Raw genomic sequence first — 20,709 nt, forward strand, 5'->3', positions numbered from 1 at the left:
AAAGCCCCACCCGGATGGCACCTGCCACCCGAGCGGGGCCTGGAAGCAGCCTCACCGGAGGGCCTGGGCCACCCGGTGAGGCTGTGACACCTGTCCGCTACCGCGCCGCCGTCTTCTGGAGCGCCGCGTCGGAGGCAATCTCCAGGCGGCCCACGGTGAAGCCGCTGCTGCCGACGACGTCGTCACCCAGCTTGTTGCGCAGCAGGCCCTTGAAGCCGCTGCCCGCGTTGGCGCCGTCGAACACCACGCCCGGCTCCGCGCCCGGCGCCAGCTCGAGGACGAGCTGGTACAGGACGCTGCCCGCGGTGATGACGGTATCGGTCTGCACCGCACCCGAGCCCGCCGCCTTCTGGCTGATGCCGCTCGTCAGCACCCCGGCCATCGGACCGGCCGTGGGCAGCGCCACCGCCACCGCCGGCACCGAGGAGCCCGTCGAGAGGATGGCGCCCGCGGTGATGGCGTTCTGTGCCGCCAGCCGGACCTTCGACGCGTCCACCGGCAGGTTGAAGCCCACGCCGTAGCCGGTCAGCTCCTCGGCGGCCACCACGTCCAGCACCACCCGCGTGTCCGTGGAAGCCGCGTTGCGCAGCACCCGGATGCGCCCCGTCGTCGGGTCCGTGTACGCCAGCGTCGCGCCGTACACGTCGAACGCGTTGGACTCGGCGCCCGTCAGCGTGCCGGACGTCGCCTGCAGCGAGTAGTCCTCACCGAGCCGGTCCACCGTCAGGCCCGCGAAGCTCGCCACGCCGCCCCGCGCCGCCACCGTCAGCGTGCCACCGAGCACCGCGCCGGACGCATTGCCCAGCGCCAGTGTGACTTCGCTCGTCGACGTGGCCGTGTTGCCGAACGCGTCCACCAGCCGCACCGCCACCTCGTTCAGCGGCAGGCCGCTGGGGGTGGAGCGCGGCTGCGTCTGGAACGCCACGCGCGTGGCCTCGGCGCCCACGACGGTGAAGGGGTTGCTCGTCACCGGCGTCATGCCCGTGAGGCTCGCCTTCAGCGTGTAGCCCGCCGCGGCCTTCTGCAGCACCAGGTCCGCGAAGGTCGCCACGCCGCCCGTCACCGCCGCCGTCAGCGTGCCCCGCAGCGTGTCCCCGCCCGGGTTGGCCGCCAGCGCCAGCGTCACGTTGCCGCTGCCGTTGCCCGTCGCGTTGCCGAAGCGGTCCGTCACCGCCACCTGCACCGCCGGCCCCAGCGCCGAGCCCGCCTGCGCCTGCTCCGGCACCTGCCGGAAGGCAATCGCCGCGGGCGCCGCCGGCGTCACGTTGACGGGCCGCGAGTAGCCGAGGATGAACGGGCTGGTGCAGACGAACACGAACTGCGTCGCCCCCGCCTTGTCCAGGGCCAGCCCCGTGAAGGTGGCCACGCCATTCACCGGCGTCGCCTGGCGCGTGCCCGCCACCACCGAGGCGCCATTCGGGTTCTCATCGTAGTCGACGCCCGCCCGGACGATGGCCGAGAACGTCGGCACCCGGTTCTCGAACGCATCCCGCGCCTCCACGACAATCGTGCCCGTGGACTCGCCGGCCACCACCGTCTCCACCGGCTGCGTCGTCACCGTGAAGTGGTGGATCGCCGCGTTCGCGACGTTGAACGCGGCGCTGGCCACCACCGGCAGCGTGCCGGAGACGGCCTCCACCGTGTAGCCCGTGCCCGCCCGCTGCACCGTCAGGCCGGGGAACTCCGCCAGGCCGTTCACCGCGGTGGCCGACGCGGTGCCCACCAGCGAGGCGCCCGCCGGGTTGCTGGCCAGCCGCAGCGTCACCGTGGCCCGCGAGGCCGTGCGGTTGCCGCTCGCATCGCGGAGCTCCACCGCCACCACCGGGGTGAACGCGACGCCCGCCGTGATGTTGCCCGGCGCCGCCACGAAGGCCAGGGCCACCGCGGCCGGGGCCACGTTGAAGGCGTTGCTCGCCGCCGACGTCACCGTGCCGAAGGACGCGGACAGCGTGAAGCCCGTGCCCCCCGCGCTCACCGACACGCCAGGGAAGGTGGCCTCACCGTTGACGAGCGCCACCTGCGTCGCTCCGGTCAGCGTGGCCGTGCCGGGGTTGTTCCCCAGCGCCAGGCTCACGTTGCCCGTGGCCGTCGTGACGCGGTTGCCGAACGCGTCGTTCACCGCGACCCGCACCACCGGGGTGATGGGCTCACCCGCGGCGATGTTCGTCGGCTGCTCGAGGAAGACCACCGCGGCCGGCGTCCCGTGCGCCACGTTGAACGCGCCGCTCGTCACCGTGTCCAGCCCGTCGGACGAGGCCGCCAGCGTGTAGCCCGTGCCCACCGCGTCCACCGTCAGGTCGCTGAACGTCGCCAGGCCCGCCACCGCGGCCACGGACAGCGTGCCGCCCAGCGTCGCCTGGCCCGGGTTGGCCGCGAGCGCCACCGTCACCGTCGCGGTGGAGCCCGGCCGGTTGCCGTACGCGTCCAGCAGCTCCACCTGCACCGCCGGGGTGATGGCCGAGTGCACCGTGGCCGCGCCGGGCGCCACGACGTACGCCAGCCGCGCCGCCGCCGCCGCCGTAATCGCGAAGGAGGTGGAGTCCACCGTCGTCAGCGTGCCGAAGCCGGCGCGCAGCGTGTAGCCCGTGCCCGCCTTCTCGACGCTCAGCGTGTTGAACGTCGCCACGCCGTTGACCACCGCCACCGAGCCCGTGCCCTTGAGTACGGCGCCGTTGGCGGCCACCAGCTCCACGGACACGTTGCCCGTGGCCCGCTTCGCCACCTTGCCGCGTGCGTCCAGCACGGACACCGTCACCGGCGTCAGGGTGGCGCCCGCCACCGTGGACGCCGCCGGCTGCGCGGTGAAGCTGAGGCTCGTCGGCACGCCGGGGCGCACCTTGAACGCGGCGGACCGCGCCTCCGTCAGCCCCTCACCGGAGAAGACCAGCACGTAGTCGTCACCGTCCTCGTCCACCGCCAGCTCCGTGAAGGTGGCGGTGCCATTCACGGTCTGCGCGGTGGTGTTGCCGGACAGGGTGGCCGCGGGGTTGCCGCCCGCGAGCGACACCTTCACCGCGACCGCCTCCTCGGGCGTGTTGCCGTAGGCGTCCTGCAGCGCCACGGTGAGCGGGGGCAGCGTTCCGCCCACGTCCACGTCCGTGGGGCCGCTGGTGAGCGCCAGGCGGGAGGCGGGGGCCGCGCGCACGGCGAACGCCTCGCTGGTCGCCGCGTACGTGTTGAGGGACGCCCGCAGCTTCATGCCCGTGGCGGACGCCGTCACCGTCAGGTCGGTGAACCGGGCCACGCCGGAGGTGAGCTGCGCGCGGGTGGTGCCGCCGAGCTGGGTGCCCGCGGGGGCGCCCTCCAGCGTCAGCTGCACCGAGCCGCCTCGCTCGGTGAGCACGGCGCCGCTGGCGTCGACGAAGGCCACCTCCACGGTTCCCAGCCGCTCACCGGCGCGGACCGACTGCGGCTGCGCGCGGAAGGCCAGGGTCGCTTCGGTCGGCTTGGGGGGCGGGTCCTCGCCGCAGGCGGTGAGGAACAGCGCCGCGAGCAGCGTGAGGCCGACGGCAATGCGCTGAGTCACGATGTTGCGCTCCATCAGGAACGAAGGGGGGGAAGAGGGTGCGCGCATGTTCACGGCCGCCCTCCGTAACGGTTCAGGAGCTGCGTCAGGTCCGCCTCGTCCACCGTGTTCGCGGTGCCGACGACGTCCTGGTTCCAGTCATAGAAGGGCCGGGACTCGGTCGCCGGGGTGGTGCCCAGGCGGTTCGCCGTGGACAGCAGGTCCACGAAGTCGAGCTGGCCGTTGCGGTCGTAGTCACCGTTGCCGGCCACGCCGCGCTCGGCGGTGGCGGACGGGTAGATTTCCCACATGCCGCGGCCGAAGGTGGAGATGCGCAGCAGCCCACCCGTGAGGCCCACGAACATGTCCGTGACGCGCACCAGCGGCAGGCCCACGCCGTAGCGCTCCCACGTGGCGCCGCCGTTGGTCGTCCGGTACACGCCCAGGTGGGTGCCGGCGAACAGCGTCTGGTTGGTGTCGTCCGACAGGTCGTACCGCACCACGTTGACCGGCACGTCCGGCAGGTTGCCGGTGATGTTCTGCCACGTCTGGCCCCGGTCCGTCGTGCGGTACACGCGGCCGGTGCCCGCCGGGACGACGGACGTCACGCTGGAGCCGACGAACACGTTGCCCGGGGTGATGCCCGTGTGGTTGCCCGGGAAGTCGACGCTGCTGGTGTTCTGCGGGCTCTCCGCCAGGTCGATGGTGCCGTTGCCATTGAGGTCCACGCCCATGCGGTTGGTGACCGTCCAGGTGCAGCTCGCCGCCGGCGTGTCCAGCGTGCAGCCGGACATGATGCGGAAGCGCCCGCCCGTGGCGGCGACGCCATACAGGCCGTCCACCTTCGCCGCCGCCCCCAGGGCGCGCACCCCGTTGACGATGTCGCAGGCCCCCAGGTGCTGCCACTGACGAGAGTCGGAGCTGGTCGGCGTCCCCACCAGGCGGAAGACACCGGCCACGGTGCCGGTGATGGCCGCGGGCCGGTTGCCCGAGCGCACCGCAATCACCTTGGAAAGGAACGTCATGCCGTCACCGTCACAGCCGCCAGCGGCCGCGCCGAAGGGCGGCAGGAGTGGCGTCCAGGTGCTGCCCACGCCCTGGTTGCAGCCGTCGTTGCCGGCGGTGTCGGGGTCGCACCAGCGGGTGGAGCTGTTCTGCACCGTGCCCCAGTACATCGAGTCCTCGCCCACGCGGGACACCGCCACGCCGATGCCGTCGCCGCCGATGACCTGGTTGAAGGTGGTGGGGGCTCCGTCGGTGTCGCGGAAGCGCGTGCCGTTGTCCTGCAGGCCGGACATGGCGATGAACTGGTTGCCCGTGGCCGGGTCACCCGACGCGATGTTGTACATCAGGTGCGTCACCAGCCCGCGGTTGGGGTAGCGCCACTGCACCGTGTCCTGGTTGACGGGGCCGGGCCTGAAGACGTTGGTGGACGTGAAGAGGCCACCATCGCCGCCGACGAGCACCATGTAGCCGGTGCCGGTGCGGATGACGAGCGAGCGATGCCAGTCCGCGTGGACGTACGGCAGGACGCCGTCGTCCGTCGTCGCGTTGTTGGTGGAGGTCGGAAGCCAGTGCGACACCAGCTCCCACGTCGGCTGGCCGTTCAGGCCATTCAGCGTGCGCAGGCCGCAGTACGTGCCGCCGAGGATGACGCGGTTGTCGTCGCCCGGGTCCACCGCGATGGTGGAGTTGTACCAGGCCTGCGCGTCGTGCACGTTGACGGTGGGGCACGCGCTGGAGGAGCTGGACAGATAGGTCCAGGTCCGTGGCCGGCCGTTGCCCGTCACGTCCGTCCACGTGTTGCCCGCGTCGAGCGAGCGCCAGATGCCGCCGCCCGCCGTGGTGACGGTGCGCCGGGTCGCGAAGCCGTAGAGCACCGTCCGGGTCGGGTCTTCCGGAGGCGTGCCCGCCGCGATGGAAAGCCGGCTGACATCCGCGATGGTGGAGGCAGTGGGGTCGTTGTCCGGCAGCCCGTTGGCGGACAGCCGCGAAGACCAGCTCTGGCCCGCATCGGTGCTGACCCAGACGTCACCCTGCACGGGGCTGGAGGCCGTCGGCGGCACCGACGTGGGGCTCGCGAAGCCGGTACCACTCAGGGCCCAGCGGCTCACGCCTCCCACCTGCCCGGTATAGGCGATGGTCCAGATGGCGTCGGGCGTCTGCGTGCCCAGGTTGGGCAGGTCCACCAGCTGGAAGGACGCGCCCGCGTTGGTGGAGCGGAACAGGCCCACCTCCGTGCCCACCAGGACGATGTTCGGCGCGTTCGGGTCCACCTTGATGGCGCGCACGCGCAGCGCGCTGTGCGTCACCCCGCCGCTGCCGGGGGGATAGGTCCCGGTGAGCACCATGGGCGCGGACCAGATGCCTCCGCCGTCCGTCGTCTTCAGGAGCTGGCCGCCGGGAAGCGCGTCGCTCGCGAAGTCTCCCAGGCCGATGTAGAGCGTGTCCGGCGCGGTGGGGTCCATCTCCATCATGCCCACGGCCAGGTTGCCGATGAGCTCGGTGACGGGGTGCCAGACGGGGTCTGGCGAGAACAGGTCGAACGTCTTCCACACGCCACCGCCCGTCGTGGAGAGGTAGGCGATGTTCTGCTCCCGGGGATGGACGGCGATGCCGCTGATGCGGCCGGAGTCCACCTGGAGGTAGCGGGTGCCGTTGAACTGGAAGCGCGCGTCGGTAGGCCCCAGGCTCACCCAGGACTGGGCCGTCTGTCCCAGCGGGGCCAGCTTGTCCTTCGCGCTGCGCGGCGGCGCGCCGGGCATCAGGTGCGCCCAGCGCTGGGCCTCGGCGCGGGCCTCGTCCAGCAGCTTCACCGAGCCTTCCGGCGTGGGGATGCCCCAGTGCGCCTTGTGCGCCATCATCCGGCCGAACGCGTCGTCCATGTCCTCCGGGCTGTTGTCCGCTTCGAACAGCTCTTTCTCGACGTGGGGCTTGAGCTGAGGGGGGGCGTCCTCGCCGGGACGCTGCATGTAGTCCTCGAAGCGCAGGCGGCGCTGATTCTCTTCCCATGTGCGGTACGCACGCACGGTGAAGGGAGCCACCAACGTGAGGACACCAGCACCAACAGCCAGGGAGACGGCAACTCGTCTTCGCAGGTGCAAGCGTGATTCTCCAGAAGCCAGGGAACAGGGGGAATGCGTGGGGGGAGCGGCACGAACGGTAACGGCAAGCCCACCCTGATAGTCAAATCGTGAAAAATCTGCTCGCCCTGTAAGCCGGGTGGATGACGACCTGGCGCGTCACGGCGCGAAACGGCTTGACAGGGGGTGCTGTCCTCTGGCGCGCACCGCGCGCACTCCGTCGTTGGAGGCCTGGCGCGCGCCGGGGAGACTGCCGCGCCGTGGACTCTCGACGCACGTACCCCCGCCTCGCCCTGGTGTCCCTGCTGGGCAACCTCTCCCTCGTCGCCTCCTGGGCGGTGCTGCTGACGCGCCCCGCGGGCTGGAAGGTGGTGGGGCCGGTGCTGCTGCTGGCCTTCCTGGTGCTGCGCGTGGGCGGCGCCTGGTACTACGTCGCGCGCGGGAAGGCGGACCCCAGCCTCACGCGGCGCACCGCCATCTTCACCACCGTGCTCGCGGTGCTGGCCGTGGGCCTGTGGCTCTTCACGCTGCTGCGCGGGCCCACGGGCACGCTGTCCCTCTGAGGCCCTCGAAACGACTCGCGGGCGCCTCCCCGGAAATGGGAAGCACCCGCGAGGGCACATCACGACGGCAGCGGCGTGGCTACACGTTGAAGCGGAAGTGCATGCAGTCGCCGTCCTGGACGACGTACTCCTTGCCCTCCACGCGCAGCAGGCCCTTCTCCTTCACGGCGGCCTCGCTGCCCAGCTTCACCAGGTCCTCCCAGCGCATGACCTCGGCCTTGATGAAGCCGCGCTCGAAGTCCGAGTGGATGACGCCGGCCGCCTGCGGGGCCTTGTAGCCCTTGTGGATGGTCCACGCGCGGCACTCCTGCTCGCCCACGGTGAAGTACGTCCACAGGCCCAAGAGCTTGTAGCCCTCGCGCGCCACCTTGTGCAGGCCCGGCTCCTTCAGGCCCGCGCTCTCCAGGAAGCCCGCGCGCTCCTCCTCGGGCAGCTGCTGGATTTCGGACTCCATGGCGGCGGCGAGCACCACCACCTCGAAGCCCTCCTTCGCGGCCATCTCCCGCACGGCCTTCACGTGGCGGTTGGAGTCCTCCTTGCCAATCTCCGACTCGCCGATGTTGGCCACGTACAGCACGGGCTTGTCGGTGAGCAGGAAGAGGTCGCTGATGACGGCGCGCTCCTCTTCGGTGAGCTTCTGGGCGCGCACGGTGACGCCCGCGTCCAGGCTGGCCTTGATGCGGTCCAGCAGCACCAGCTCCGCCTTGGCCTCGTCGCCGACCTTGCCGCCCACCTTGGTGTTCTTCTGGGTGCGCTCGCGGCGCTTCTCCACCGTCTCCATGTCCTTGAGACACAGCTCGGTGTCGACGACGTCCCGGTCCCTCACCGGGTCCACCCCGCCCTCCACGTGGGTGACGTTGTCGTCCTCGAAGCAGCGCAGCACGTGCAGCACCGCGTTGACCTGCCGGATGTTGCCCAGGAACTGGTTGCCCAGGCCCTCGCCCTTGGAGGCACCGCGCACCAGGCCGGCGATGTCCACGAACTCCAGCGAGGTGGGGACCTTCTTGAGCGGCTTGATGAGCGCGGTCAGCTGGTCCAGCCGCGCATCCGGCACGGGCACCACGCCCACGTTGGGCTCGATGGTGCAGAACGGGTAGTTGGCCGCCTGCGCGCCCGCGGCCGACAGCGCGTTGAACAGGGTGGACTTGCCGACGTTGGGCAGCCCGACGATTCCGATGGATAGACCCATGGTGATTCCCTGGAACACGCGCGCCGGGGGGCGCGCTTCCCGAAGCGCGCGCGCAGCGAAGCGCGAGAGCCCGAACTAGGCGTTGGGGCGAACGGAGGTGGTGCCGGCCGCCGGCAGGCCCTTGACGAACTGCTCGGCCAGCGCGCGCTGCTTGCTGTCGTCCATCCGCTCACCGATGAGCTTGCCCGCCACTTCCATGGCCAGGTCCACGGCCATGCCGCGCACCTCGGCGATGGCCTTGGACTTCTGCTCGTCGATTTCGCGGCGCGCGCTGAGCTTCAGCTCCTCGGCCTCCTTGCGGCTCTTGGCCATCAGCTCGTCGCGGAACTTCTCCATCTCCTGCTGGTTGCGGCGCATCATGTCCGCGGCCTCGCGGCGGGCCTCGGCGATGGCCGTCTTCTGGTCGGCCAGCAGCTTCTCCGCCTCGGCGCGCTCACGCTTGGCGCTCTCGATGGCGTTGGCAATCTGCTTCTCGCGCTCCTCCACCAGCGACAGGATGGGTCCCCACGCCTTCCAGCGCAGGACGATCATGACGAGCACGAAGGTGACGATGGTCCAGAAGATGAGGCCCGGGCGGACACTCACGAAGGAGCTGGCGGCGAGGACGGAGGGCAGGAACATGGCGAGTCCCGTACGTGAAGGTGAGAGGGCGAAGAGGACTGCGGGGTACGACGGTGCCGCCGGGAAGCCGGCGCCCGCGGAAGTCCGCGAGCGCCGACGTCCGGCCGCGTGTTGCGGCCTGCCTACTCCTTGACGGCGAGCAGAACGCAGACGACCAGCGCGAACAGCGTGGCGCCTTCGATGAGGGCCGCGGCGATGATCATGGTGGTGCGGATGTCACCACCGGCGGCCGGCTGACGGCCCGTGGCGTCCATGGCGGCGGCGGCGAGCTTACCGATGCCGAGCGCGGCACCGATGATGGAGAGGCCGGCGCCGATACCGGCGGCGAGGAAGGCAAGAGCGAGGTTCGTCATGGGAGCACTTCTTCTTTCGTAGGCGATGACCCGCTTGTGGGGGGGTCGGTTTCATCCCTTTGGGGCTACCTCCGGCGACCTTTCGAATCGCCGGGTCTTCAACCGGGGCGCCTGGCTGCCGCGCGCCCCGTCAACTCGAGGTGCAAGCCGTCGGACTCAGACGTGGTGGGCCCGGCCGTGGTCGTGGCTGGGGCCCGTCTCCGCGTGGCCGTGGCCGTGGTCGTCACCGTGGCCGTGGTGGCCCATGGCGACGCCCATGCCGATGAACAGCGCCGACAGCATGGTGAACACGTACGCCTGCACGAAGGCCACGAACAGCTCCAGCAGGTAGATGCCGAAGGCGAACGGCACGCTGATGAGCGCCACCGCCGGGTGCTGGAGGATGAAGATGAGGCCGAGCAGGAAGAAGATGACGATGTGGCCCGCCAGCATGTTGGCGAAGAGACGGACCGTGAGCGCGAAGGGCTTGGTGAACAGGCCCAGGAACTCCACCGGAATCATGATGAACCACAGCGCGGGGTGCACGCCGCCCGTCAGGTGCGCCAGGTAGCCGCCGAAGCCCGCCGCGCGGATGCCCGCGGCCTGCGTGACGACGAAGGTGCAGATGGCCAGGCCGCAGGTGACGGCGAGGTTGCCCGTGGCGCTCGCCATCCAGGGGAACAGGCCCAGCAGGTTCATGAAGAGGATGAAGAAGAACGCGGTGAGCAGGAAGGGCACGTAGCGCGGGCCCTCCTCCTTGCCGATGTTCTTGATGGCCAGCTCGTCCCGCACGAAGAGGATGAGCATCTCGAAGAGGTTGGCCCCGGTGCCGCGCGGCACCAGCTTCGTCTTGTCGCGGTTGCTCCAGATGAGCACGAAGGTGATGAGCAGGAACGCCGCCAGCCACATGAACACCGTGTGCTTGGTGATGGAGAGGTCCACGCAGCCACCGAGCAGGCTCGGCGTCACCGGGCCGTGGTCCGTCATCCGCGGCGCGCAGGCGCCCTCGCTCAACGGGATGAGGATCTTGGGCAGGTGGAGCTTGATGTGGTCGTGGCTGAGCGGGACTTCAATCTCCAGCTCGTCGGCGTCGGAGACGTGGTGGAGGATGTAGCCCGCCACGCTCTCCTCGCCCTCGGCCGAGGAAGAAGCCCACGCCACCGAAGCGAACAGACTGGCGAACAGCACCATTGCCTTGCGCATCACTCGTCTCCGCCCGCCGCGCCCTTGGACGCGGCCATCACGTAGCTCACTTCAATCCACTGCAGCGCGAAGTAGACGCCGAAGAAACCGGCGATGAATGGCACCGCCGCCAGTCCCCGCGACACCACGCCCAGCAACCCCACCAGCACGGCCACCGCCCGGAGCGCGAACACCACGCCCACCATCTTCAGCGCGGCGTTGAGGTCCTGCTTCACCGCCCGCCGCTTCAGCACCAACGCCACCGCGCCCGTCACCGCCGCCAGCCCCACACCCCACAGCGCCGACAACCGCGTTTCCGGCACCCGCGGCAGCAGCGCCGCGATGACCATCCCCACCGCCACCACTCCCGCCGCCAGGGCCGCGTGCGACGGGAAGGGGTCCTTCGCCTCGCCCTTCCCCGTCACTTCCGCTTCCCCAGCCGGCTCATGTCCCGGAGGAAGCCGTAGAAGCCCACGCTGATACCCGTCAGGCTCAGCCCCACCAGCAGCCACGGCCCCGTGCCCAGCCACCGGTCCAGCCAGTAGCCGCCCAGCACGCCCACCACCGCCCCGCCCACCAGCTTCCACACCGCCGAGATGTAGGGCTCCGCGGCCCTCATCTGTCGCGCCGCCGGCCCCAGCTCTTCGCTGTCCGGACTTCCTGGCTCCCGGGGCTCCTTCACTGCCATTCGGACGCCTCCCCAAACCCCGGGAAAACCTCGGGTTTCCAGCACCACCCGACCACCGTCCCCTGTACGCGCGGGCGCCGCTTAGCACCGAATACGCGGCCCACGCAACCGCTACCATCCGAGCGCCTCAGCGGCTCACAGCGGGGGTTGAGGCACCTGCAAGCGCAGCTATCGCGATCTGCCCAGGATGGGGAGAAAACCCGCGTTGCGCCCCGGCTCTCCCAGGGGGAGACAGGACATGGAGGGCCCGCTCCCCGGGCCGGCCGGCGAGGTCGTTTGAGGCCCTTGCATGGGGACCGGGCGGCCGCCCGATGGCAGCAGTGCCCGGCCCGGGGGCTCCGGGCGGTGCGGCGGTTGCTCCTCCGCTCCTCGTCGCGCGGGGGCAGGCGTTCCCAGCTTGGCCAGAGGACCCGGAAACCCATCTCGGAGGACTCCATGCCGAAGCCCCTGGTGCTCACGTCCGCCCGCTTCAAGGACGGAGACCTCATCCCCATCGCCTACACGGGCGAGGGCGAGGACCTGTCCCCGCCCCTGCAGTGGTCGAACCTGCCGGCCGGAACGAAGAGCCTGGCGCTCATCGTGGAGGACCCGGACGCCCCGGACCCGAAGAACCCGCAGATGACCTGGTCGCACTGGGTGCTCTACAACATCCCCGTCAGCGCGCAGAGCCTGACGGAGGGCGCCAACGCGGACACCCTCCCGCCCGGCACGAAGCAGGGGGTGAACGACTTCAAGCGCCAGGGCTACGGCGGCCCCATGCCGCCGGTGGGCACGCACCGCTACTTCTTCCGGCTGTACGCGCTGGACACCGTGCTGCCGGACCTGGACCGGCCCACGCGCCTCGACCTGCTGGACGCCATGGACGGCCACATCCTCGGTGAGGCGGAGCTCATCGGCCTGTACCACAAGGTCCACCACCGCAGCGCCGATTGGAGCGCGGGCGGCATGCCCCGCTGACCCGCGCCCGGGCGCCGCGGGCTCACACGGCCGGGGCCCAAGCGGCGCGCCACCCGGGCGCCGGGGGCGGCGGTGCCCACGCCCGGCGTCCGCCTCCCCGGCGTCTGGCCGGAGGGCGCTGGCATACCGTCGGCCAGTGGGCAGTCCAGCCCGGGGGTCCGACTTCGGGGTGTGGCCGCACGCGCCCCCGAGGCGTGCGCGCCGCCGCCCGGAGACGGCGGCCGCGGTGCACCCGGGTGACAGGAGTGTCACGAGACGCGAGTCGGCGCCTGCCGGACACTGCCCCGCCCCTGCCGTCGTAGTGGGAACCCCCAAGACAGCCTGGTGACGTGTGGGCTGGTGGGCGAAGCGCGGAGGGCGCCACTTCCGCGCGGGTTGCGTCCGGTGGAAGAGTGGGGTTGCCGTGAAACCTGCCGCCGAGCCTGGGGACTCCTACGGCCCCTTCGATGCGATGTCCGTGGGTGTCTGCGTCATCCGCGACCGCTGCTTCGTGTACGTGAACGAGGCCCTGGTGACGTTGCTGGGACACTCTCGCGAGCAGCTGGTGGGCCAGCAGTTCACCTGGGCCCTGGACGAGCCCAGCGCGGTGGAGCTGGCCGGACGACACTCGCGACGCATCCGGGGTGAGCCGGTCCCCGCCACCTATGAAGCGACGGTGCGCACGAGCACGGGTGGGAAGAGGACGGAGATGACCGTCATCCCCAACGGGGAGGACTGGGTGGTGCTGGTGCGCGACGTGACGGCGCGGGGCCTGCGCCGCGCGGTGCTGCAGCGGCTGGCGGAGCTGGGCGCGGGGCTGCCGTCGCTGCGCACCGAGGGCGAGGTGCTGCGCAAGGTCTTCACCGGCCTGGAGGAGCTGGGGCTGGCGTTCGCGTGGCTGTCCCCCGAGGGTGACGGGGTGCGGCTGGGGCAGACCTTCGTGCCGCCCGCCATGGTGCCGCACGACGCCCGGGCGCTGAGCGGCAGGTGGCAGCGGGACGTGGTGGGCCGGTGGCCGCCCCTGCTGGCGCGGGCCTGGCGTGAAGGAGGCGCCTACGCGAACGAGCTGCCCCAGGAGGCCGCACGCTTCCTCGAGGGCATGGCGCACGGCCTGGCGGACACGGTGCGCCACGGCCTCCAGCAGGCCGGTCAGCCCCATGCCATCGCGGTGCGCATCGACGTGGAGGGCCAGCCGCGCGCGCTGCTCGGGCTGGCGGGGGACTGGCTGCGTGAAGAGGAGCTGCCGTCGGTGCGGCTGTTCGGCGCGCAGGTGTCCGCGGCGCTCGACGCGGCGCTGACCATCTCTCGCCTCTCCGCGCAGAACACGGCGCTGGCGGCGCTCAACCGGCTGGCGTCGGTGACGGCGTCGGCCCCGCACCCGCGCGCGCTCTTCGGCCCCGGCACGGACGAAATCGTGGGCCTGCTGGGCTGCGACGCCATGGCGCTGCTGCTGCCCACGAACACCGCGCACGACATCGAGCTGGCGTACGCGCGCGGGCTGGAGGAAGGCACCGCGGAGCGCTTCGCCCAGGTCTGGCGGGTGAGCCGCCTCTGCAGCCAGGCGCAGGCGGAGAGCGTGCCCCTGGAGCGCGCCGTGGAGGAGTGCCCCCAGGGCCTGCGCGACGAGCTGTGGCGGCAGGGCTTCCACACCGCGGTGGCCGTCCCGCTGCGCGTGCGCTCGCGGGGCGTGGGCACCCTGGCCGTGCTGTTCCGCGAGCGGCGGCCGCTCACCCCGCTGGAGCGCGAGACGCTGCAGGCCATGGGCAGCCACTTCGCCGCGGCCATCGAGTCCCACCGGCTGCTGGACGAGCTGCGCGGCCGCGCGGAGGACATGGCCCTGCTGCACGAGGTCGCCAAGGCCCTGGCGACGACGCTGGAGCTGGACAAGCTGCTGACCACGGGCGTCACCAGCCTGGCGCGCATCGTGGACACGCCGGATGCCTATGCGCTGCTGCCGGATGCCTCGGGCGAGCGGCTGGAGATCCGCTCCGTGACGGGCAACCACCCGCAGCTGCTGGGGCGCACGATGCCCCTGCTGCCGGCCTACTCCTCGCTGGCGGCGCTCGCGTTCCACTCGCGCGAGGTGGTGATGGTGGAGGACGCAGGCTCGGACCTGCGCGTCAACCAGCAGATGAGGGAGGACTCGGGCTCGAAGGCCTGCCTCGTCCTCCCGCTGGTGGTGCACGAGCGCCCGGTGGGCGTCATCATGGCGGTGGAGACGCGGTGGCCGCGCCGCTTCACCCCCGCGGAGGTGGAGCGGGCGAGCGCCATCGCCAACCAGCTCGCGCTGGCCCGGGAGGGCGCGCGGCTGGTGGAGGACCTGAAGGCCAGCTACGTGGAGCTGGCGCGGACGCAGGCGCAGCTGGTGCGCCGCGAGCGGCTGGCGGCGCTGGGCGAGCTGTCCGCGGTGGTGGCCCACGAGGTGCGCAACCCGCTGGGCGCCATCTTCAACTCGGTGGCCTCCATCCGCCGCATCGTCGGGCCGGAGAGCCCGGCGGTGCCGCTGGTGGACATCGTCGGCGAGGAGGCGGACCGGCTCAACCGCATCGTCGCGGACCTGCTCACCTTCGCCCGGCCCCCCGCGCCCCACCCCTACGCGGTGCCGCTGTCGCCGCTGGTGGAGGACGCGGTGCGCGGCGCGCTGGCGGAGGCGGCCGGCAAGGTGGGCGTGGAGCTGCGCCTGGATGACGACGTGCCGGCGGTGACGGTGGACGAGCGGATGATGCGCCAGGCCTTCCTCAACCTGGCCATCAACGCGGTGCAGGCCATGCCCCAGGGCGGCACGCTGCGCGCCAGCGTCCAGCGCGCGCAGGGGACTCGCGAGGTGGAGGTGCAGTTCTCCGACAGCGGGCCGGGCATCTCCCCCGAGGTGCGCGCGCGCATCTTCGAGCCCTTCTTCACCACCAAGGCCAAGGGCACCGGCCTGGGGCTCGCGGTGGTCAAGCGCATCATCGAGTCGCACCAGGGCCGGGTGGCGCTGGAGTCGCAGCCGGGCCGGGGCACCACGTTCCGCCTCTACCTGCCGCTGGACGCGCCCGCGTCCACGTCGATGGCGATGGGAGACGGCTGAGCGGCTACGGCGCGGCCAGCGCCCAGGCCACGCCCAGTCCGAGCGCGCAGGCGCTGACGAAGAGGCCCACGGCGAGCAGGGCGCGGCGTCCCGGCTTCCGGGCTCGGGGAGGGTTCGGCTCCACCGTGGTGGCTTCGTCCTCTCCGGTGATGGCGCGCACGAGCTCCAGCCGCCGGGCTTCCACCTCGGCCGAGTCCACCGACTGAGAGATGTCCACGCCGAAGCCCACACGCGTCTCGCGCGTCGCCCGGCGTGCCGGAGCCGGCTTCGCGGTGGTGGAGCGCTGGGCCATCACCGGTGTCACCGTGTCCTCGGTACCGGGGAACAGCGACGCATCCTTCGGCCCGCTGGCCCGTGAGGCCTCCGCGCGCGCGATGGCGCCCAGGACCTTCGAGGACTCCAGCGCCTCCGTGGCAGCGGTGTCCGCGCCTCGCGCTCGCGCCTGGACCTTCGAGGCCTCCAGCGCTTCGGTGACCTTCGAGGCCTCCAGTGCCTCGGTGGCGGAGGCGCCAGCACCCCGTGCGGCCGCGAGCACCATGGAAGACTCCAGCGCCTCGGTGGCGGAGGCGTCAGCCCCCCGTGCAGCTGCAAGCACCTTCGAGGACGTCAGCGCCTCGGTGACGGCGGAGTCGGCACCCCGGGCGGCTGCGAGCACCTTCGAGGACGGCAGCGCCTCGGTGGCGGCGGAGTCGGTCGTGCCCACCGCCGCCGTCCCGTAGAGCGCCGTCGCGCCCCGCCGGCCAGCGCCCTGCCCCGTCCCCTCGCGCGGCGCCTCGGGGGCGGGACTGGCAGCGGGGACGAAGTCCTCGGGGGCATCGATGCCGCCGTGCTCGAACGCGAGCGCGGTGGGCGGGGTGAGCACCGCGGCCAGCTCCTGCTCGGTGCGCTTGCGCGACGTGTCCTCGCTCAGCAGCTCCCGGAGCGCGTTCTCCTCCGACACCTTCTCTCGCGGGAAGGCGCTCTCCATCAGCCGCGCCACGTGCGCGTCCCCCGTGCCCGGGGCCAGCTTCGCCTTGAGCCGCGCCAGCTCCGCCGCCATCGCGCCCGCGTCCGGGAAGCGCTGGTCCGGCTCACCGGCGAGCGCGCGCAGCAGGAACGCATCCACGCTGGTCGGCACGCCCTGCCGGAAGCGCCCCGCGGGCTCCCACGTCGGATAGGCCGCGCGCCGCCACCGCTCCACCGGGTCACCCCGCTGCGCCAGCGGCCGCCAGGCGACGAGCTCCCACAGCAGCGCGCCCACCGCGTACACGTCCGCGCGCCGGTCCACGAAGCGCTTCCGCGCCTGCTCCGGCGCCATGTACGTCAGGTTGCCAATCACCACCCGGGGCGCCGTCTGCTGCTCCTTCAGCGTGGACTGTGCCGCGCCGAAGTCGATGACCTTCACCTCGCCCGCGTAGCTGAGGCACACGTTGGCCGGGGACAAGTCCCGGTGCACCAGGTGCAGCGGGTGGCCGTCCGCGTCCTTCGCGTCGTGCGCGTAGGCCAGCCCCTCGCACAGCCGCTGTCCCAGGTGCAGCAGGGGGCCCAGCGGTATCGTCCGGCCGAGCTGCCGCAGCCGGTACGCCAGGCGGCTGAGCGTCTTGCCCTGCACGTACTCCATGGCCAGGTAGAGCTGCCCCTCCACCTCGCCCATGGCGTAGACGCGGGCGATGTTCGGGTGGTCCAGCCGCACCACCACCCGGGCCTCGTCACGGAAGCGCCCCACGAAGCGCGGGTCCTCCATGAGCTGCGGCAGCACCTTCTTCACCACGCACGCGCGGCGCTGCGACTCCTCGCGCGCGAGGAACACCTCTCCCATCCCCCCGGCGCCGATGCGGCGCACGAGGGTATAGGGACCGAAGCGGACGGGCCCCTCGAGGGGCTCGGGCTCAACCGGTCTTGCCAAGCGAGCGGAAGGCCTTTCTCGCCGCGGCGAGCACGTGCGCCACCTCCGGCTCGCCAATGGCCAACGACACGAAGGCCGCCTCGAACTGGCTGGGCGGCAGGTACACGCCTTCGTTCAGCATCGCGTGGAAGAACTTGCCGAAGCGCGCCGTGTCCGCCTTCTTCGCAGTGGGGTAGTCGTAGACGGGCTCCGCCGTGAAGAACACGGTCAGCATGCTGCCCACGCGGTTGACGGTGACGGGCACCTCCGCGGCCTTCGCCTCGGCGATGAAGCCCTCCTCCAGCATGCGGCTCACCTCTTCCAGCCGCTTGTAGGTGCCGGGCGCCGCCAGCGCCTTCACGCACGCCATGCCCGCCGCCACCGCCACCGGGTTCCCCGACAGCGTACCGGACTGGTACACCGGCCCCGCGGGCGCCACCTTCTCCATGATGTCGCGCCGGCCGCCGTACGCGCCCAGCGGCATGCCGCCGCCCACCACCTTGGCCAGCGTCGTCAGGTCCGGCTTCAGGCCGTACAGCTCCTGCGCCCCGCCGCGCGCCAGCCGGAAGCCCGTCATCACCTCGTCCAGCACCAGCAGCACGCCGTGCTTCTGGCAGAGCGCCTGCAGGCCCTGGAGGTAGCCCGGCTTGGGCACCAGCACGCCCATGTTGCCCACCACGGGCTCGATGATGGCGCAGGCGATGTCCTTGCCCTTCTCCGCGAAGAGGCGCTCCACGGCGCCGAGGTCATTGAAGGGCGCGGTGAGCGTGAGCTTCGCCAGCGCCTGGGGCACGCCCGGCGAGTCCGGCAGGCCCAGCGTCTCCACGCCGCTGCCCGCCTTCACGAGGAACGGGTCGCCCGCGCCGTGGAAGCAGCCCTCGAACTTGAGGATGAAGTCGCGGCCGGTGAAGCCGCGCGCCACGCGGATGGCGGCCACGGTGGCCTCGGTGCCGCTGGAGACCAGCCGCACCATCTCCACCGCCGGCATGGTGGCGCAGATGAGCTCCGCGAACTCCACCTCGCCCGCGGTGGGCGCGCCGTACGACGTGCCGCGCTTCGCCGCGTCGACGATGGCGTCCACGATGGGCGGATACGCATGGCCGAGGATGAGCGGGCCCCAGCTCCCCACGAGGTCCACGTAGCGGTTGCCGTCCACATCCGTGAGCCAGGCGCCCGCGCCTTCACGGAAGAAGACGGGGTCGCCTCCCACGCCTCGGAAGGCGCGCACGGGAGAGTTCACCCCGCCGGGGATCCGCGCCTGTGCGCGGGCGAAGAGAGCCTGACTGTGAGCGTGGTTCATGACGCGTTCCATAACACGTGGCCCGGGCTCGCCCGCTCCCACTCGCGCTCGCTCCCATGCCCGCCGCTTCTCCGTGCTGTCGGCGCATGATTATGGACAGTCCCCGCCGGCACGGAAGAATGAGACTTCACTGCCAATCAGGCTAGACTGGATTGTTTCAACGGGCGGTGAACACGGGGTGACGGCTCGATGGGCAGGCGTGCGGTGGGTGGAGTGTTATTGCTCGTGCTGGCCGTCCTCCTTGTCGCAAGCACGGCCCGGGCGCAGCCGCGACGGATGCCCGCCCTCACCTGCCGCGCGGGCTACCTCGACTTCGAGGCGCTGCATGGGCTGGAGGGCGTGCGTGCCGCCATCCGCCAGGCGGCGGAGCAGAACGACCCGGCGGCGCTCACCTTCCTCACGGAGCGACTCTCGGAGGTCCTCGGCCAGGACGCGAACGCCGCGCTCCAGGTCTACACTTGGGCGGAGACCGCCGCGGAGCCGGAGCTGTCGGCGCTGCTGGGGGGGCTGCGCAACGCGGAGGCGGTGAAGAGCCCGCTCGTGGACGTGAGCCTCCTCTACCTGGCGGAGAAGCACGCGGACCCGGTCCACAAGGCGCGGGCCCTGGAGGCGCTGGAGACACAGGAGCGCTTCGACGAGATGGCGATGGAGCGGCTGGCCACGCTGGCGAAGCAGCGCAACCAGGCGCCAGGCGTGGCGATGCAGGCAGTGCGCACGCTGGGCCGGGTGATGCAGCGCGACTTCGAGGCCACGGGCACGGTGACGCCGTACATGACCTGGCTGCTGGACATCGCGCGCCGGGCGCGTGACAGCAACGTGCGCACGCTCGCGGTGGAGATGGGCACGTACCCGGGGGCGCGGCTGGATGCGGAGGTGGTGACGGAGCTGGCCCGGCTGCTGAAGGAGGACCCGAGCGCGGGGGTGCGGGAGATGGCCGCGCTGGCGCTGTCCAACGGACGAGACACGGACGCGGTGCTGACGCACTTCGCCGAGGCGTTCCGCGCGGAGAAGAGCCTGTGCGTGCGCTGGGCCATCCTGCGCTACACGCTGAGGGCCGGCGGCGCGGAGGCCCTGACTCAGGTGCGGGAGTACGCGAGACAGGACCGGCGCTTCGCGCAGGACGCCGCCGACTTCGAGGCGCTCTATCGCGCGGGCCACACGGACTTCGACCGCCTGTGGCCGGACAAGCGGGTGCGCCACCGGTGCCCGGACGAGACGGAGGACTGAGCGCCATGGCGAGCACGCGAAGGAACTCCGGATGGGTTGTCCTGATGGCGGTGCTGGTCATCGCAGCCCTGAGCTGGCTTCAGTGGGGCCGCGACCCCGGCACTGCATCGACGGAGCCGGCGCTGACAGAGCCGGACACCGGAACGACAGAGACCGATACCGGAGCAGTCCTCGACGTAGCGAGGGTCAAGCGCCGGACGGTGCCCGCGGACGCGAAGCCCCTGAAGATGGTGCCGTGCGAGCTGTCGACCCTGCTGGACGAGTACCGCGCGGGCAAGGCCTCACCGGCCTACCGGCGCTACGTGCGCGAGCAGCTGCGCGGCCTCGTGGAGTCCCTCCCCGAGGCGCCTCTCTGGTCCCGGCTGAAGTCCGAGCGGGACCCGGACCTGCTCGGGCTGGTGGCCGAGGCGTGGGTGCTGCGCTACGCGCTCGACGGCGAGCCCGCCGTGCTGGAGCGACTGGTGGAGCACCTGGGCCAGGAGCAGGACCCGGTGCTGCGCGCCACGCTGGTGCGCTCCCTGGCGCACACCGGAGAGCCTTCCACGCAGCTCCTCGGCATCAAGGTCCTGAAGGGCCGGGACGTGTACCGCGACTGGGTGAAGGACCCGGCGCCCCAGGTGCGCGCCGCCGTGGTGGAGAACTTCCGCGAGGAGGCCGCGCGCAACTTCGGCCGCTACCGCGATGTGGCGGAGCGGGCCATCTCGCTCGCCTCGGTGGCGGAGGACCCGACCACCGCGGCGGGACTGCTCACGTCCACCTCCATCGAAGCCGTAAGGAGCCCGGCCGTGGCACAGGTGCGCGGGCTGCTCCAGTCCTCGGAGCACGCGCGGGTGCGCGCCTCCGCTGCGAGGGCCCTGGCCACCTCGCCGGTGTCCGAGCTGTCCGCCAGCCTTGAGGCGCTCGCCGCGCGCTACACGCTGGAGACGGACCCCGGAGTGCGCACCGCGCTGCTGGAGTCCCTCTCCCGGCTGGGCCTGTCCCGCGCGGTGCCGGTGCTGCGGCGGCTGCGGGATGTGGACCCGGCGACACGCGCCGAGGTGGACGGCTGGCTCGCGCTGTTGGCGGAGCGACCGCAGACGCGGGAGTTGCTGGACAAGGCCCGCCGGGCGCGCGATGCCCGGACCGCACAGCACTGAGCACGGAGCGCTA

The 20,709-nt window shown here is 71.8% G+C and carries 15 protein-coding genes; 5 read left to right on the forward strand and 10 right to left on the reverse strand.

Annotation, left to right across the window (positions count from 1 at the left end):
- Window positions 1-97: 97 nt before the first annotated feature.
- Complete coding sequence (locus tag LXT23_RS03945; RefSeq protein ID WP_253978712.1) at window positions 98-3,526, reverse strand: beta strand repeat-containing protein; 3,429 nt, start codon at window positions 3,524-3,526, stop codon at window positions 98-100.
- 50 nt (window positions 3,527-3,576) lie between these two features.
- Entirely contained in the window at window positions 3,577-6,549 is a 2,973-nt protein-coding gene (locus LXT23_RS03950) for a WD40/YVTN/BNR-like repeat-containing protein (protein WP_253978713.1), read from the reverse strand.
- 299 nt (window positions 6,550-6,848) lie between these two features.
- Between LXT23_RS03950 and LXT23_RS03955 the strand changes: the two genes are divergently transcribed.
- Entirely contained in the window at window positions 6,849-7,151 is a 303-nt protein-coding gene (locus LXT23_RS03955; protein WP_253978714.1) for a hypothetical protein, read from the forward strand.
- A 79-nt stretch (window positions 7,152-7,230) separates the two neighbouring features.
- Here LXT23_RS03955 and ychF read toward each other — a convergent pair whose 3' ends face one another.
- From ychF to LXT23_RS03985, 6 genes are all read right to left on the reverse strand, one after another.
- Entirely contained in the window at window positions 7,231-8,340 is a 1,110-nt protein-coding gene (gene ychF, locus LXT23_RS03960) for a redox-regulated ATPase YchF (protein WP_253978715.1), read from the reverse strand.
- A 75-nt stretch (window positions 8,341-8,415) separates the two neighbouring features.
- The gene (gene atpF / locus LXT23_RS03965) at window positions 8,416-8,961 is read right to left on the reverse strand and encodes a F0F1 ATP synthase subunit B (protein WP_253978716.1); all 546 of its coding nucleotides are present in this window, start codon (window positions 8,959-8,961) and stop codon (window positions 8,416-8,418) included.
- Between the two features lie 122 nt (window positions 8,962-9,083).
- Window positions 9,084-9,314, reverse strand: coding sequence for an ATP synthase F0 subunit C (locus LXT23_RS03970; protein ID WP_253978717.1), 231 nt, complete (start codon window positions 9,312-9,314; stop codon window positions 9,084-9,086).
- Between the two features lie 156 nt (window positions 9,315-9,470).
- A complete protein-coding gene (gene atpB, locus LXT23_RS03975) occupies window positions 9,471-10,496 on the reverse strand; it encodes a F0F1 ATP synthase subunit A (protein ID WP_253978718.1) in 1,026 nt (341 codons plus the stop codon).
- Window positions 10,496-10,900 carry a hypothetical protein gene (locus LXT23_RS03980; RefSeq protein ID WP_253978719.1) on the reverse strand — a complete coding sequence of 135 codons (405 nt, stop codon included), beginning with the start codon at window positions 10,898-10,900 and terminating at the stop codon, window positions 10,496-10,498. The genes atpB and LXT23_RS03980 overlap by 1 nt, the downstream gene beginning before the upstream one ends.
- A complete protein-coding gene (locus LXT23_RS03985) occupies window positions 10,897-11,163 on the reverse strand; it encodes an AtpZ/AtpI family protein (protein ID WP_253978720.1) in 267 nt (88 codons plus the stop codon). The genes LXT23_RS03980 and LXT23_RS03985 overlap by 4 nt, the downstream gene beginning before the upstream one ends.
- Before the next feature lie 435 nt (window positions 11,164-11,598).
- On the opposite strand from LXT23_RS03985, the gene LXT23_RS03990 reads away from it, so the two are divergent.
- Together LXT23_RS03990 and LXT23_RS03995 are read left to right on the forward strand one after the other, a co-directional pair.
- Window positions 11,599-12,120: a YbhB/YbcL family Raf kinase inhibitor-like protein gene (locus LXT23_RS03990; RefSeq protein ID WP_253978721.1), complete on the forward strand. Its 522-nt coding sequence runs from the start codon at window positions 11,599-11,601 to the stop codon at window positions 12,118-12,120.
- Between the two features lie 403 nt (window positions 12,121-12,523).
- Window positions 12,524-15,169, forward strand: coding sequence for an ATP-binding protein (locus tag LXT23_RS03995; protein WP_253978722.1), 2,646 nt, complete (start codon window positions 12,524-12,526; stop codon window positions 15,167-15,169).
- 4 nt (window positions 15,170-15,173) lie between these two features.
- Here the strand turns inward: LXT23_RS03995 and LXT23_RS04000 are convergent, their stop codons facing one another.
- The gene (locus tag LXT23_RS04000; RefSeq protein ID WP_253978723.1) at window positions 15,174-17,054 is read right to left on the reverse strand and encodes a serine/threonine-protein kinase; all 1,881 of its coding nucleotides are present in this window, start codon (window positions 17,052-17,054) and stop codon (window positions 15,174-15,176) included.
- Complete coding sequence (gene hemL / locus LXT23_RS04005) at window positions 17,038-18,333, reverse strand: glutamate-1-semialdehyde 2,1-aminomutase (protein ID WP_253978724.1); 1,296 nt, start codon at window positions 18,331-18,333, stop codon at window positions 17,038-17,040. Before hemL ends, LXT23_RS04000 begins: the two co-directional genes overlap by 17 nt.
- A gap of 276 nt (window positions 18,334-18,609) precedes the next feature.
- Between hemL and LXT23_RS04010 the strand changes: the two genes are divergently transcribed.
- Both LXT23_RS04010 and LXT23_RS04015 read left to right on the forward strand, forming a co-directional pair.
- Entirely contained in the window at window positions 18,610-19,560 is a 951-nt protein-coding gene (locus LXT23_RS04010) for a hypothetical protein (RefSeq protein WP_253978725.1), read from the forward strand.
- A 5-nt stretch (window positions 19,561-19,565) separates the two neighbouring features.
- Window positions 19,566-20,696: a HEAT repeat domain-containing protein gene (locus tag LXT23_RS04015; protein WP_253978726.1), complete on the forward strand. Its 1,131-nt coding sequence runs from the start codon at window positions 19,566-19,568 to the stop codon at window positions 20,694-20,696.
- The last annotated feature ends 13 nt before the right edge of the window (window positions 20,697-20,709 follow it).

Origin of the sequence: Pyxidicoccus xibeiensis (assembly GCF_024198175.1) — a bacterium.
Lineage (GTDB): Bacteria > Myxococcota > Myxococcia > Myxococcales > Myxococcaceae > Myxococcus > Myxococcus xibeiensis.

What these genes read in the sequence shown, in the direction of transcription:
- ychF (WP_253978715.1), bottom strand. Translation starts at nt 8,340, where the DNA reads ATGGGTCTATCCATCGGAATCGTCGGGCTGCCCAACGTCGGCAAGTCC.
- atpF (WP_253978716.1), bottom strand. Translation starts at nt 8,961, where the DNA reads ATGTTCCTGCCCTCCGTCCTCGCCGCCAGCTCCTTCGTGAGTGTCCGC.
- LXT23_RS03970 (WP_253978717.1), bottom strand. Translation starts at nt 9,314, where the DNA reads ATGACGAACCTCGCTCTTGCCTTCCTCGCCGCCGGTATCGGCGCCGGC.
- atpB (WP_253978718.1), bottom strand. Translation starts at nt 10,496, where the DNA reads ATGCGCAAGGCAATGGTGCTGTTCGCCAGTCTGTTCGCTTCGGTGGCG.
- LXT23_RS03985 (WP_253978720.1), bottom strand. Translation starts at nt 11,163, where the DNA reads ATGGCAGTGAAGGAGCCCCGGGAGCCAGGAAGTCCGGACAGCGAAGAG.
- LXT23_RS03990 (WP_253978721.1), top strand. Translation starts at nt 11,599, where the DNA reads ATGCCGAAGCCCCTGGTGCTCACGTCCGCCCGCTTCAAGGACGGAGAC.
- hemL (WP_253978724.1), bottom strand. Translation starts at nt 18,333, where the DNA reads ATGAACCACGCTCACAGTCAGGCTCTCTTCGCCCGCGCACAGGCGCGG.
- LXT23_RS04010 (WP_253978725.1), top strand. Translation starts at nt 18,610, where the DNA reads ATGCCCGCCCTCACCTGCCGCGCGGGCTACCTCGACTTCGAGGCGCTG.
- LXT23_RS04015 (WP_253978726.1), top strand. Translation starts at nt 19,566, where the DNA reads ATGGCGAGCACGCGAAGGAACTCCGGATGGGTTGTCCTGATGGCGGTG.